This window comes from Streptomyces cathayae (genome assembly GCF_029760955.1).
GTDB classification, from domain to species: Bacteria; Actinomycetota; Actinomycetes; order Streptomycetales; family Streptomycetaceae; genus Streptomyces; species Streptomyces cathayae.
The window spans coordinates 4,302,581-4,315,879 of record NZ_CP121682.1 but is presented as its reverse complement, the minus strand read 5'-3'; the positions used below and the strand labels follow the sequence as shown (position 1 = coordinate 4,315,879).

Annotated in this window: 14 protein-coding genes and 1 pseudogene; 9 read left to right on the top strand and 6 right to left on the bottom strand. The window is 68.3% G+C overall.

Going from position 1 to position 13,299, the window contains the following annotated elements; genetic code table 11:
* Positions 1-142: 142 nt before the first annotated feature.
* Both PYS65_RS19750 and PYS65_RS19745 read left to right on the top strand, forming a co-directional pair.
* On the top strand, positions 143-1,207 hold the full coding sequence (locus PYS65_RS19750; protein ID WP_279333271.1) for an IS110 family RNA-guided transposase: 1,065 nt from the start codon (positions 143-145) through the stop codon (positions 1,205-1,207).
* 303 nt (positions 1,208-1,510) lie between these two features.
* Positions 1,511-2,224 carry a hypothetical protein gene (locus PYS65_RS19745; RefSeq protein ID WP_279335247.1) on the top strand — a complete coding sequence of 238 codons (714 nt, stop codon included), beginning with the start codon at positions 1,511-1,513 and terminating at the stop codon, positions 2,222-2,224.
* A gap of 243 nt (positions 2,225-2,467) precedes the next feature.
* Here PYS65_RS19745 and PYS65_RS19740 read toward each other — a convergent pair whose 3' ends face one another.
* A complete protein-coding gene (locus PYS65_RS19740; protein WP_279335246.1) occupies positions 2,468-2,719 on the bottom strand; it encodes a DUF5959 family protein in 252 nt (83 codons plus the stop codon).
* A gap of 96 nt (positions 2,720-2,815) precedes the next feature.
* Here PYS65_RS19740 and PYS65_RS19735 point away from each other — a divergent pair, with 96 nt between their 5' ends.
* A complete protein-coding gene (locus PYS65_RS19735; RefSeq protein ID WP_279335245.1) occupies positions 2,816-3,250 on the top strand; it encodes a hypothetical protein in 435 nt (144 codons plus the stop codon).
* A 33-nt stretch (positions 3,251-3,283) separates the two neighbouring features.
* Here the strand turns inward: PYS65_RS19735 and PYS65_RS19730 are convergent, their stop codons facing one another.
* Both PYS65_RS19730 and PYS65_RS19725 read right to left on the bottom strand, forming a co-directional pair.
* A complete protein-coding gene (locus PYS65_RS19730) occupies positions 3,284-4,015 on the bottom strand; it encodes a ferritin-like domain-containing protein (protein ID WP_279335244.1) in 732 nt (243 codons plus the stop codon).
* 435 nt (positions 4,016-4,450) lie between these two features.
* Positions 4,451-5,248: a bestrophin-like domain gene (locus PYS65_RS19725; protein WP_279335243.1), complete on the bottom strand. Its 798-nt coding sequence runs from the start codon at positions 5,246-5,248 to the stop codon at positions 4,451-4,453.
* A gap of 770 nt (positions 5,249-6,018) precedes the next feature.
* On the opposite strand from PYS65_RS19725, the gene PYS65_RS19720 reads away from it, so the two are divergent.
* Both PYS65_RS19720 and PYS65_RS19715 read left to right on the top strand, forming a co-directional pair.
* Complete coding sequence (locus tag PYS65_RS19720) at positions 6,019-6,504, top strand: DUF4265 domain-containing protein (protein WP_279335242.1); 486 nt, start codon at positions 6,019-6,021, stop codon at positions 6,502-6,504.
* A gap of 1,127 nt (positions 6,505-7,631) precedes the next feature.
* Positions 7,632-7,832 carry a hypothetical protein gene (locus tag PYS65_RS19715; protein WP_279335241.1) on the top strand — a complete coding sequence of 67 codons (201 nt, stop codon included), beginning with the start codon at positions 7,632-7,634 and terminating at the stop codon, positions 7,830-7,832.
* A 147-nt stretch (positions 7,833-7,979) separates the two neighbouring features.
* On the opposite strand, the gene PYS65_RS19710 is transcribed toward PYS65_RS19715, so the two are convergent.
* Both PYS65_RS19710 and PYS65_RS19705 read right to left on the bottom strand, forming a co-directional pair.
* Positions 7,980-8,579 (bottom strand): hypothetical protein, encoded by a 600-nt coding sequence (locus PYS65_RS19710; RefSeq protein ID WP_279335240.1) that lies wholly within the window; start codon positions 8,577-8,579, stop codon positions 7,980-7,982.
* 693 nt (positions 8,580-9,272) lie between these two features.
* Positions 9,273-9,629: a zinc ribbon domain-containing protein YjdM gene (locus PYS65_RS19705; protein WP_279335239.1), complete on the bottom strand. Its 357-nt coding sequence runs from the start codon at positions 9,627-9,629 to the stop codon at positions 9,273-9,275.
* A 316-nt stretch (positions 9,630-9,945) separates the two neighbouring features.
* Here PYS65_RS19705 and PYS65_RS19700 point away from each other — a divergent pair, with 316 nt between their 5' ends.
* Both PYS65_RS19700 and PYS65_RS19695 read left to right on the top strand, forming a co-directional pair.
* The gene (locus PYS65_RS19700; protein WP_279335238.1) at positions 9,946-10,926 is read left to right on the top strand and encodes an alpha/beta fold hydrolase; all 981 of its coding nucleotides are present in this window, start codon (positions 9,946-9,948) and stop codon (positions 10,924-10,926) included.
* 60 nt (positions 10,927-10,986) lie between these two features.
* Positions 10,987-11,295: pseudogene (locus PYS65_RS19695) on the top strand (SDR family oxidoreductase); the annotation flags it as partial.
* Positions 11,296-11,385: 90 nt separating this feature from the next.
* Here PYS65_RS19695 and PYS65_RS19690 read toward each other — a convergent pair.
* Positions 11,386-11,871 (bottom strand): ATP-binding protein, encoded by a 486-nt coding sequence (locus PYS65_RS19690; RefSeq protein ID WP_423836163.1) that lies wholly within the window; start codon positions 11,869-11,871, stop codon positions 11,386-11,388.
* A 181-nt stretch (positions 11,872-12,052) separates the two neighbouring features.
* Between PYS65_RS19690 and PYS65_RS19685 the strand changes: the two genes are divergently transcribed.
* Together PYS65_RS19685 and PYS65_RS19680 are read left to right on the top strand one after the other, a co-directional pair.
* Positions 12,053-12,967: a helix-turn-helix domain-containing protein gene (locus tag PYS65_RS19685; protein ID WP_279335235.1), complete on the top strand. Its 915-nt coding sequence runs from the start codon at positions 12,053-12,055 to the stop codon at positions 12,965-12,967.
* Entirely contained in the window at positions 12,924-13,061 is a 138-nt protein-coding gene (locus tag PYS65_RS19680) for a DUF397 domain-containing protein (protein WP_341483692.1), read from the top strand. The genes PYS65_RS19685 and PYS65_RS19680 overlap by 44 nt, the downstream gene beginning before the upstream one ends.
* Positions 13,062-13,299: the final 238 nt, after the last annotated feature.

Below are 13,299 nucleotides of genomic sequence, written 5' to 3'. Positions count from 1 at the left end.
GTGGCGCCGCCCTGCGCGCGGCCGGTCGGGCGTTTGTGACCTCATAGGAGCCCGGCCAAAGGTCCCATCACAGTCTTGTCCTCCCGCCCGACCGGCGCGTGCCATCCCTCATGCGTCGCACGGAAGGACAGCACTCATCAGCATGGCAGAAGAGACAACGGTGATCGGCGGCGTCGACACCCACACCGACTTCCACCAGGCCGCAGTGATCGACTCCATCGGCCGGCACCTGGCCACCGAGACATTTCCCACCACTCACGACGGCTACCGTCGGCTACTGCAGTGGCTTCGCTCGCACGGCGAGGTCATGGCCGTCGGTGTCGAGGGCACCGGCGCCTACGGCTCCGAACTTGCCCGGGTGCTGCGGGCGAACCAGGTCACCGTGATCGAGGTGGACCGCCCCGACCGACGAGCCCGCAGGGCCAATGGCAAGTCCGATCCCGTAGACGCCTTCGCCGCGGCGACAGCAGTACTCTCCGGCCGGGCTGGCGGGACCCCCAAGACCCGCGATGGCATCGTGGAGGCCATCCGCGCGTTGCGAGTGGTCCGCCGCTCGGCCGTCAAGGCCCGCACACAGATCATCAACCAGATCCGCACCCTCATCATCACCGCGCCGGGCGAAGTCCGTGAGCGGCTGCGCACACTGGCCCCCGCCGAGCTGATCAAGCAGCTGTCACGGTCCCGGCCCGGCGCGGACACCCGCGACCCGGCCTGCGCGGTCAGGATCGCCCTGCGGCGTCTGGCCCGCCGCCACCAGTACCTCACCGAGGAGATCGCCGACGCCGATGCCGAACTGAAGTCGCTGGTGGCCGAAGCAGCACCCTCGCTGGTCGCGCTGTCCGGAGTAGGCACCGAGACCGCCGCCCAGCTCCTGATCACCGCCGGCGACAACCCCGAGCGGCTCACCTCGGAAGCATCGTTCGCGCACCTGTGCGCGGCAGCCCCCGTCCAGGCCAGCTCGGGCCGCACCAACCGGCACCGCCTCAACCGCGGCGGCGACCGCCGGGCCAACCACGCACTCCACATGATCGCGCTGGTCCGCATGCGCTACGACCAGCGGACCCGGAACTACGTCGCCCGCCGCACCGCCGAAGGCATGTCCAAGAAGGACATCCTCCGCTGCCTCAAACGCTTCATCGCCCGCGAGGTCTACCAGCACCTCACCCGTCCCCACCACACACCGAAACCACTCACACAGAGCGCTTGACGGTCTATAGGAGCTTCATCAACGGCGACGAACGATGGCACACCGAAGCAGCCCCAGCCGGATCCACGAGCGACCGCCGAACCCCGTTCAGGCAGGTCGCTCCACAGGGGGATCGAACTCCTAAAGCGGGTGTCGAGGGCGCCAGCACTCTCCCAAAGAGGCGCCCCATGCGCTCCGCTGTCAGAACCTGGTGAGACCGGTCCCGTGAGAGTGGTAGTGCACCGACCAGCCCAGGCCCAACCCGTTGGCCCCGGTCTCGTGCATGGCACGATGCCCGATCACGGACGAGCACAAGGAGATCCCATGAACGATCAAGGCACCCCTGGCTCGGCAGATGGCTTCAGGGTCGTCGCTGTCGATGCCGACTGGCCGGAATCACGGCAGTTCACGGGGAGCGGCCACAACCACGTCACCGGCGACCTCCATGTGTACCTGTGGTTCGGCTCTCCGCACTTCGACCCCCAGGTCGAGCACGTCACGGTCTTCAGCGCCTCCTCCGGCAATGCAAAGGCCAGCGAGGCCCTGGCGGACGCTTTGGAGGACTACTGCCACCCCGGTGAGGGACCTCCGGCCAGTCTGCCGGCCTCCGAACCCGTCACCATCACCGCAGAGGGGAAACCCGTGACGTTCGAACTCTGGCGGAACAGCAGCAACCCTTACTGGGTCGCCCGGGGCCGTGTCGAGAGCACCGAAGTGGTCCTGTCCGGCTCCGGGACAGAACCCAGCGAGCTGCGCCTGGTCCGCGTGAACGACCTGGCCGCGTACTCGGCCCCGATCGAGTTCCTCCCGGCCCGGGAAGCGATCTCCGTTGCCATGGGAAGCGATCTCCAGGCGGCGGGGCCCAGCCGGCAGTTGCAGCTCGAGGAGGCGGACACCGCGCTGCGGGCCCTGCGCGACATCGCCGCCCGGAATGCCGCCCTCGGGGGACCCAGCCGGGAATTGCACGGCGAGGAGGCGGACACGGTGATGCGCGCCCTGCGCTACCTCGCCCAGGATGTCGGCCCCGCGGGAGAATGACGAATGATCGCCCCCGGGCCGTCTCTGGGCCGTCCGAAGCCGCTCAGCGGTGGCCAATGACGACCAACGACGACCACCAGGCGTACGAGTCCACTACCCCTGAGCAGGGAAAACGCAGGTCACCAAGATCCCCGGCAAGACCCAGGGCAAGAAGAAGTAGCCCGAACTCTTTGAGCCCCCTACCTGCGACTTCTTCGCGAGTAGGGGGCTTATCGCTGCTGTCCTGGGGCCGTCTCTGGGCCGTCAGGAGTGGCGGTCACGCCGCCACGTCCACGCACCGGGCGACGTCTCGACCACCTCACGGGGACAGACCTCACGCACCCGGGTGAGAAGGTCGCGCTGCTCGGCGGCCCATGTCGGCGGTAGCACGAACAACGGGAGGGTGACCGTGATTCCAGTCGACGGCCCGTCGTGCACGGACACCGAGCTCCGGCTGCGCTCCGCTCCGCCCGCGCTGCGCCGACGCGCGCCCTGGTACGGGTGGGCCGGCGGCATGAGGTCAGAACACGTCGTGGCCGGGGCGGTCGGCTCCAAGGCGCAGGTCGTGGCGAGGGTATGGCGACGAGAGCGGCCGTCTGCCACGATCAAGCCGTGGTCAACCTTGCAAAGATCGCGAGGCGGATGGACATCCGCCTCACAAAAATCGCGGCGTGGATAGACACCCTCCCCCCAAAGATCGCGAGGCAGGTAAACCCCCTCGTCGATCTGGTGGTCGGGCTCGTGGTCGGTGTACTGGTGCTGTCCGTAGGCATCGAGACCTACCGCGACGGTGGATCCGTAGGCTGGCCGATCGCGGGATCCGCTCTGCTCTTGATCAACTTGTGGGGGGACCTGGCGACGATTCTCCCGACTCAGGAAGCGCGCTACGTCTCCGTAGCCGCGTACACACAGCCGCTCGTGCCACTGTCGTGCCAGAGCAGGCGGGGAGCCACGGGGAATCGCGGCGCCGAGGAGGCCACCGCAGGAGATCGGCTCAGGGCAAGGAACCAGCAGGCCCGGCCGGTGATCGCCCGACCTCGCTCCTGAAGAGGTGAGCGGGAGGCGGTGGGCTGTCTGTTGTCAGCCCGCGCTCGTCCATGCATCCGGGTGGGGCGCCAGCACCGCGGAGACGACCGCGCCGGACGAGGCCGCGACATCGGCCACGAATCGCAGGCGTCCGATGCCGAGTCGTCGCAGCGCCGGACCGTGGTCGGCGGCGACGACGAGGGAGGCCGCGAGCAGAAGAAGTCGCCACAGGGCCATCACCGGGCGGCGCGTTGCGCGAGGCAGCTCCGCCAGGGAGGCGTGCAGTCGCTCGCAGTGGAACGGCACGTGGCGCTGCTCGTCGGACAGGATCCGCCCCGCCACATCCGAGGTGAGCGAGTCGTCGGTGCCGTCGCGCAGGGCCCGGTAATAACGCAGCGCCACCACTTCCGCGATCATCAGCACCAACAGTTCCATGCGCAGGCCCAGGAGACGCCGCAGCCGTACGAAGACCGTGTCGCTCCAGTGGCCGGTCAGTGTCGGTACACCACCCGCGGCCAGCAGCCGGGCGAGGAGACGGGCGTGGTTCTGCTCCTCGGCGACGAAGAGCCGGACTGCCCGTGCGTAGTCGCCGTCGCCGGCCTCCTCCGCTTTGCCGACGAGGTTGGCGCCGTCACCGTCCTCGCCGACCTGGAAGCGCTGAATGCCGGCCCACACCGCCGGATGCAGCGTCGCCCCCTGCCCCCAGTCCGGGTCGCCCTGGGCGCGCCTGCGCTCGCGCTCGTCCTCGAAATGCCTTGCCCACTTGGCGAAGTCGCCCGTACGCACCCGGCCCCCCTCCCCAGGGCACAGCCACCATGCCCCGGAAAGGGGAGACGCCGACGGACACCGAACCGTTCCACTGCTGCCCGGCGCCGCGAACTTCACGAGTTCACACGCGCGCACCGTGCGAGACCCCTACCTGACGGCGCACGCCGCGCAGGGCTTCACGCACGTCCGTACCGTCCGAGAGGGCAGCGCAGTGAACGGCGGGCCCGTTGGCGGCTTGAGCCGGGCCCTCTCCGGGCCCTCCGAAGAGAACCAACGACGACCGACAACGACCGCCCGACGGCAGGTCAAGCGAGGTATGCGGCTTTCTGACCAGGGGCGAGAAACGGGCCCGCCAGACCCAGGGCAAGAAGAAGTAAGCAGTATTGATCGAACCCCTGCCTGCGGGTTTTCCGTAGGCAGGGGGCTTGTCTGCGCACTGATCGCGCCTGCCGCCTAAGGCCCGCGGTGGAAGAAGCCGGACTTCAGGTCCCCGATGACGGCGTCGAGTGGATGCCCACTGACGATCAACGGTCCACTCCAGGGCACGCTGAGTGCGAAGAGCAACGCCAGGCTCAGCCCGACCACACTCGCCACACCCACGACGAGCAGTGACGTTCGCAGGCTGCTGCGGAAGACCAGTGCGCCGGAGTTCACGATCAAGGCCAGCCCGCTGACCGCAAGCGTGACGACGTAGAGCGTGGGAACCTCGCGTGAGGCGGCCGCGATGCGGGCACGACGACTATTGGTGACATCGTCCAGGGAAACCACCAGCTCCGTGCCCGTCGTGCTTCCCACCTCGGGTCGGGCCGCCTCGGTGCGCACGCTCCGCTCCAGCTGTGCGATCGCGCGAGCGGTGGGCGGGTCGTCACCGGACGCCGCTGTCGGACTCTTCCACTCCCTGACACGCGTGGTCCGCAGGTAGTCCAGCAGCGCCGCGTGGATCGGCTCCGACTGGACTCGCGGACTTGTCGCCGCCCATGCCAGGCGGGAGGCCGCGGCCGCCTCGTCGCTCACCAGTCCCTCCGCTGCGCGCAGGTAGCCGGCCTCGCTGGCCAGTGAGAGGGCCGCGAAGATCGCGAAGGCGGCGCCGAGTGTCGGCATCAGGGGCGTGGCGATCTGCGGCACCCGGTCCTGTTCCTCGACCGGTACGAGCGCCCGGACGCCGATCCGCGCCACGGCCGCGACCAGTAAGGCAAGTAAGAGCCCGCCCACAACCAGCACCACCGCCGGCAGCGAGGTCAACCAGTCCACCACATCACCTACAGCACGTTTCCACGAGCACCCCACGCGGCGCCATATCGACCCCCGCGCCCTGGAGCTCCTCGTCGATCACTTTTAATGAACGCTCCATGGTCACAGGTCGAAGGCCTTCGACGCTCGCGACGCCCGGCACGGCATCTCGCTTCGTCGGCCGAACAGCCGAGTACGGCCCAGTACGAGGCTGTACCGACAACGACCGCCGCGCCCGTCTCGCTTTCCGTCTCGGTCAGCCCCGTTCACGGCCGTTCAGCCGGGAGTCGAACCTTGACGTGGTGTTCTGCGACGAGGGATACACCTTCCACCTGCTCCTCGACCGGAGGCCACCGACATCGGGCTGACTGACCCAACGACGCGGGCTGACTCAGCAGTGGCGTCCACACGCACCACAAGCGCACCAGATCGAGCGGGGAACAGCGGGGAACCATGGTCAAAGCAACCAGGCCCGGCTGAACGGTGTCCCGGTCGTTTACCCAGCTCAGGCCCTGAGGCCGCCGCAGATGCTCCCCGCTTCCCAAGCTGATGGCTCAGGCATCGTCGTTGCGGGGCGACCGTCGTGGCTTGCTCCGGTCGACGGCACCGGCAGCGTGGCGGAGGCCGGTGGGGGCGCAGCGAGGCATACGCACGCGGGATCGGTCGGCCTCCTCGCCCTCGTGGCTGACTGTCGTCGGCTGGGGCAAGGACCAATCCCTGTCCAGCCCTGAGCGGACGTCATCGGTCACCCATCTGCGGCCGGCGCGTCAGGGTTCTGCATCCTGGGCACCATGACGAACCCCGAGGGCCCGTACGTGAAGGTGCACTTCCGGCTTGAGATCGAAGATGACTGGCCCCCGGCATCGGTGGAGAGCCTGTGGGCGGTCGACCAAGGCGATGGCACCGCACGGCTCGACAACATCCCCTGGTTCGTCCGAGGCATCGCCTGCGGAGACGTCGTGGCCACCGAGCCCGATGACGAAGGCGTGCGATGGGCGGGGGAGGTAGTTCGTCGTTCCGAGAACTGCACCATCCGCCTCATCGTGTTCCGCGACGGCGGCTCTGGAGCTGCACGGCAGAGCGTGATCAACGCGTTTCACGAACTCGGAGTCTGCGGCAAGGGCACAGAACGGTTCCGCATGGTCGCCCTGGACGTCCCGCCCACCGCCGATCTCTCCAAGGTGCGGAGGCTGCTCAACCATGGCGTGGCCAAGGAATGGTGGGACATGGAAGAGGGGTGCATCACCGCGCAGTGGCGGGCTACGTCCGTCGGCTGAAGCCGTTCATGTGATCCACGACTGGGCCGTCCGTCTCCGGGCCGTCCGAGGCCGCTCGGCAGTGACCGATGACGACCGACGACGACCACCAGGCGTACGAGCCCACCGCCCCTGAGCAGCGAAAACGAAGGTCGCCAAGATCCCCGGCAAGACCCAGGGAAAGAAGAAGTAAGCCCGCACGCATAAGCCCCCTACCGACGGTTCTCCCGCCGGAGCAGGGGCTTCTCACTGTCCTGGAGCCGCCCCTGGATCCTCAGCCGTCGCCCTGGCACCTCCACACGACACCACCTGTCGCCGAGGTCGCAGCAAACCCGGTACCTCGCCGTCGGCGTACACCAGCAGTCCTGTCTTGGCTCCCACCCCCCGGAGGATTGCCATCGATGGCGGACGCACCATAACCGCCCCCGCCGACAACGGACGTGCCTCGGCCCACGCGTCCGGCTGGACCTGTCCGGGCTGTGGGGGCGGCCGGAGACGGACCCCTCCACGGAAAACGTGAGCAATCAGCGGCCAATTGTCATGTGGGCGCTCAAATGAGCCACATCCGGACAGTAGAGGCCGAAGTGTTCACGGTTTTCGGACGGGGTGTCACCTCCTGGACGGAGATACCGACGGTGTTGTTTCCGGCTCAACCGAGACGTCCGCCAAGGGCAGACCACAGCCCGACCGACCGTCGGGCTGTGCGACAGGCACGGCGGCGAGCGCGGCGACAGGCAGATGTTTCGCTCTGGCTCCGCGTCGTCGCCGATTTCTGCCTCACCTCTTGAGCTGAGCTCGCCTGAGCTACGAATGACACCATGCCCCTGACATGTCGGACGGAGCGGGGATTCGGGGGAACGGCAGAGGGTCGTCCGGAAACATGCAGGTCAGCGTTGGACCAGGCCACGCGGTATCCGGTTACGCGCTCTCCGGACTGGGGCACCGGACTGGGGCACCGGACCGTACGGGGCTAGCGTGGAAAAAGGACATCGAGCGGATGCCCGGCACCGGCCGATGAAACGGAATACACCATGACCGTGCAGGCAAGCAGGACAGGCCTCGACACCGCGCCTTCCAGTGCGCCGATTCCGATCACGAAGCCCCGCGGACCCCGCGCCGCGGCTGAGCACGTCGTATCGAGCAACACGATGACCGTCCACATAGACGGTCTGCGGATCGAACTGCCGCCTATCGACCAGCTCGCCTTCCTCGCGGGCCTCGGCATCCTCACGGCACTCGAACTCATCGAGTGGCCCATCGCGCTCGCCATAGGCGTCGGGCACGAACTCGCCCGCAGCCGCCACGGCAAAGTACTGCGCGAGTTCGGAGAAGCCCTGGAAGAGGCATAAAGCGCGTACAGCGGCACCTTCGGACATCCGCCTCACTCAAGGCGGCAATCAGGCCGGCGGCCTGTCCGTACGTCCCGACAGACGAAGAAGAGCCCGCCAGCAAGCTGACGGGCTCCCGCGAAAGACCGAGGCTAACCTGCCATCAGGTCAGATCGTCGGCGTTTCATCGACGATCTCTTTGTGCGGTTCGACAATGAACTTCCAGCCGTCGCTGGGCTCCATGAAGCGCACTCGGGTCGGGTAGATGTCCAGGGCCCGGCGGTCTCGGTTCTGGCCGTTCGCGTTCTTCCGCCCCCGGGCCGGCTCCTCGAACAAGTCGACCTTGACATCCGGAACCGCGACGACTTCCTCGCTCCAGCGCTGGACGATCCCCGCACCGAAGGCGTCCCGGGCGGCGGAGTAGAGCGACTCCAGGGACTCCCTGTTCCCGTTGGGAACGAAGAGAGCGAGGTTCAGGAGGACGCCGGCATTCTGCAGAACCTCGATTTCCTCTCCCGCTTCGTCGGCGACCCAGATCCCGGGCTCTTCGGAATTGTCCGGGAGGACACGGATTTCCTGACCGAATATCGTCCTCGCGGTGAAGGATCCCCCCTCGAACTTCTGACCCGGCTCCGTGAGGGAAGCCGGAGCGTAGCAGTCGAGAGAAAGGTCGTCCATCTCTGCCGAGACGAAGATTCCGTCCTGGGGGCCCAACTCCGAAACCTCTTCGGCCGTAAGACGTCGAGCCGTGACCTTCTCGGTGTTCACGCCATTCCCCTTTTTTCGCGGCGTTCTGTGAATTCATTGAAACTCTACCACGAAAACGATCACTCAACTGCCGTTCAATTACCCTTGGAGGAACAGCAGAAGGGCCCTCCCACGCCACCGGCGAAACATGGCGAGCACAGAGAAACGGTGCGAGATTCACGAGGTTACCCACCCGCCCCGACGGCGCTTTCGGCAGCCAAGTCGGCCGTCAAGTGAAATGGCGAGCAAACCTGGCGGAATGGGAAAAGCGGACAGAGCGCGCCTTGCCGTTCAGCATGGCGCTCATGGCGACAGCACCATCGGCTTGACCGGCGGCACGGTGCACACCGACGGCGACGGCACCCCGTTCCGTACGAGCGGTGACACCGGACCGGCTGCAATCACCCGTCGGGCGGCCGCGAACGGACCGAACGGGAGGGGTGACCGGCGGTCCCGATGCCGCGGGGCGGCCGGACACGGACCCCTTCCGGAAAAGCGTGAGCAGTCGGCGGGAAAGTGTCACCCGGGCGCTCGAACGAGCGGCATCCGGACAGTGGCGGCCGAAGTGCTCACGCCATGGGACAGGCGTGTCACGCCCGTGGGCGCGGGCACCCGTCCCGGCACCGCGCACGGCGAGCCTCCTCGACCGCCGGGTGGGCCCGCCGGGGGGCGAGGGATCAGCAGTGTCCGACGCCCTCCGGCGGTCACCTTCGGTCAGCCCTTCTTCACCACACCGGACTTGAGCTGCATCGCCCCGAAGCCCTCGACCTTGCAGTCGATGTCGTGGCCGTCGACCCCGTCGATCAGCCGGATGTTGCGCACCTTGGTGCCGGCCTTGATACCCGTCGGGCTCCCCTTGACCTTGAGCGTCTTGACGACGACCACGGTGTCGCCGTCCTGCAGCACGTTTCCGACGGCGTCCTTCACGACGCGCTCCGCGACGGCACCCTCGCTCTCCGCGCCGCTCTCGGGGTCCCATTCGTGTGCGCACTCCGGGCACACGACAAGGGAATTCATCTCGTAGGTGTACTCGCAGGAACATTTCGGACAGGGGGGAAGGTTCTCCATCATCTTGCGAGCGTATCCAGACATCAGTACGACCGGCCAACAAGCCCGGGGCGCCCCTCCCGCGGATGGCTGCGGGCTCCTGTGAGGATCCCGTCCACCGGTGCGGTCACGGCTCGACCGAATCGACCGTCTCCTCTCCGGAACCGATCGGGCGCGGGTGGGCCCTGGGGAAGCGCGGCCAGGTTTCCCCGACCGACAGGGGGGCAGGTTCCAGCGGGCGTGGTCCGGGTCCGCCGGGTCGGCAAACGGGCTCGTCCTCTCGGCCGGCTCTTTCGCGTGATCGGCTCCAGAGGAGACCACCGGCCCTGGAGGAGGACGCATGGACCAGAACGCCGCGGGGATCACCCACCGGTCGATCACCTCGCCCGGAGGCCGGATCCACCTCGCGGAGCAGGGAACCGGGCCGCTGGTGCTGCTCGTGCACGGCTTCCCTGAATCCTGGTACTCGTGGCGCCACCAGCTGCCGGTGCTCGCGGCGGCGGGGTACCGCGCGGTCGCCCTCGACGTCCGCGGCTACGGCCGCTCCTCCAAGCCCGCCGCGACGGACGCGTACCGGATGCTCGCCCTGGTGGAGGACAACGTCACGGTGGTGCACGCCCTGGGCGAGGAGTCGGCGGTGGTCGTCGGCCACGACTGGGGCGCGCCCATCGCCGCGAACTCCGCCCTGCTCAGGCCGGACGTCTTCCGCGCGGTGGGACTGCTGAGCATTCCCTATACCCCGCGCGGCGCCACCCGCCCCAGCGAGGTCTTCGCCCGGATGGGCGGGGACGAGGAGTTCTACGTCTCGTACTTCCAGGAGCCGGGCCGCGCCGAGGCCGAGATCGAGCCCGACGTACGCGGCTGGCTCGCGGGCTTGTACGCGGCCCTGTCCCCCGACACCATGCCCGCGCCCGGAGCCCCCGACCCGCACTTCGTCAGCAAGGGCGGGACGATGCGCGACCGGTTCCCCGTCGGCCGGCGGCCCGCCTGGCTCGGCGAGAGCGATCTCGACGTCTACGCCGGGGAGTTCGAGCGCACCGGCTTCACCGGAGCGCTCAACCGCTACCGGAACATGGACCGCGACTGGGAGGACCTCGCCGCCTTCGACGGCGCCCCCGTCACCCAGCCGTCCCTGTTCATCGGCGGCGGTCTCGACGCCTCCACCACCTGGCTGGCCAAAGCGATCGAGGCGTATCCGGTCACGCTGCCGGGCCTGGTCTCCTCCCACCTGCTCAACGGCTGCGGCCACTGGATCCAGCAGGAACGCCCCGCCGAGGTCAACCGGCTCCTGACCGACTGGCTCACCGCGCTGCCCACCTGACGCACCCCTCCGGCACCCACGCGGACAGAATCCGACCGCGATACTTCCCACGGTCGTGCCATGACACAGGCACAGCGGACGCAGAAGGTCCTCGTCACCGGTGCCACCGGCACCGTCGGCCGTCGGGTCGTCGCCGAGCTGCTCGCCCGCGGTCACGCGGTACGCGCCCTCACCCGGGACCCGGCACGAGCCTCCCTCCCTGCGGACGTCGAAGTCGTCCAGGGCGATCTGACCGAGCCCGACAGCCTGGCCCCGGCCCTGGAGGGCGTCACCGGCCTCCACCTGATCACCTTCGACGGGACTCTCTTCGCCCCGCTGGAGACCGGCCCGCGCATCCTGGATCTGGCCCGCGCGGCCGGCGTGCGCCGGGCCGGCCCGAGGAGGTGATCGGCTTCCTGCTCGAGAGGTACGGCAACACCCCCGAGGTGGGCCGTACAGTCGTCGACACCGTCGAGAAGGTCACCGCGGGCGGCAGTGAGCCCCGGCGACCGGCACCTCTGCCCAGACCGTCTTGCCCACGGCCTCACGGGGCTCCCAGCCCCAGCGCTCGGCCAGCGCGTCCACCAGGAGCAGGCCCCGGCCGGACTCGCCGTCGGGGCACGAGGAGGGCAGAGCCGTCGGCGGCCGTCTCCCGGCGGCGGCGTCGGCGACCTCGATCCGCACCAGGCCCGCAGCCTCGTCGAGGACGAGCCGGAGCCGGAAGTCGTGCCCCGGGACGCGGCCGTGCCGCACCGCGTTCGCGACGAGCTCGCCGACGACCAGGGCGACCGTGCCCGACACGTCCGAGGCCGACGAGTGCCCCCACTCCTCCATGCATCGCACGGCGAGGCGGCGAGCGAGCCGCGCGCCGTGGGGCGTGGAGGCGAACTGGGCTGTTTGCTCCTGGAGTCGAGTGACACCGGTGTCCCTTCCGGAACCGTCACCCGCGGTGGTCGTTCCTGTCAGCACGGCGTGCCCGTCCTTACCTGTCGAGCCCTGAGACGTCCCGCGATGCGCACGAGTCGTCACGTTCCGTACCCAAGAGTCGCGGAATCACCCTACGCTCGGAAGGTGACGCAGCATTACCTTTCGGCTGGTAAGGGATGGAAGTGACGCTTTGGCCAAAGGAATTGATCCCAGTACCTCCATGGCCGCCCTGTTCGGCTCCCGGGTACGCAAGCTCCGCACGGCGGCCGGGCTGACCCAGGCCGAACTCGGCGCGAGGACCCACGTGGTGGGATCCCGGATCACCCAGATCGAACGCACCTCGGGGGCGAAGCCCACACGGGAACTGGCACGCGCCCTCGACGCCGCTCTCGACGCCGACAACCTGCTGGTCGACCTGTGGCCGTATGTGTACCGGGAGACTTTCCCCGACTGGTCACGGAAGTTCATGGCGTACTCGGAGCGAGCGGTGTCGATCAGGCAGTACGCCGCTCATGTGGTTCCCGGCCTGCTACAGACGAAGGACTATGCGCGAGCGGTCCTGAGCCTGGATGCGCTGCTCGACGACAATGAGCAGTTGGAGGAGCGTGTCGCAGCCCGGATGGGACGCCAGGAAAGGCTCGGCTCACCTGATCGGCCGGAGCTGTGCGCAATCCTGGACGAGGCGGTACTGAGGCGTCCGATCGGCAACTCTTCCGTGATGCGAAGGCAGTTGGAGCGGCTGCTCAAAACCGCAGCGGAGCGCCGCATCACCGTGCAGGTGTTGCCGTTCGACCAGGGCGGACACGAGGCGATGGGCGGCTCACTGACGATTCTCGCCCTCCCGGACGGCTCGGAGGTCGCCTACACAGAGGGTTCGGACTATGGCCAACTCATCGAGGAACCGGACAACGTCAGTCGCTACAAAGTGATTTACGATCGGCTACGGGCAGTGGCCCTGCCCCCGCTCATGTCGCTCGGCATGATTCGGACCGCGATGGAGGGCAGCTACCGTGGCGCGAACGTCCCGTCCCGATCTGAACGGCGCCGTCTGGCGCAGGAGCAGCTACAGCAATCAGGCGGGGGGCGACTGCGTGGAGGTGGCGGACGGATTCCCCGGCGCCGTCCCCGTCCGTGACAGCAAGGTCCCGAACGGTCCCGCTCTCTGCTTCGCAGACGGCTCCTGGGCGGCATTCATAGGGGAGTTGAAGGCCGGTCCGCACCGGATCTGAGGCGGCCGGGTACCGGTCGCGTCGCGTCTTCCCGGCCCGCCGGTTCCTCGTCCGCGAGGGTCCGGTGGGCCACTGACCTCCTGAAAGAACCGGGGGAAAGAACTACCCGCCCACCCACCCTCCCCGGCGAAAAGCCCGCGTCACCCGTCCGGGTGACCGGCTTGCAGGGGCGGGTCACGGGCGGTTACGTTCGCGACACCAACCGCAAACAGAGACGGCCCCCGGCCGGGATTGCCGT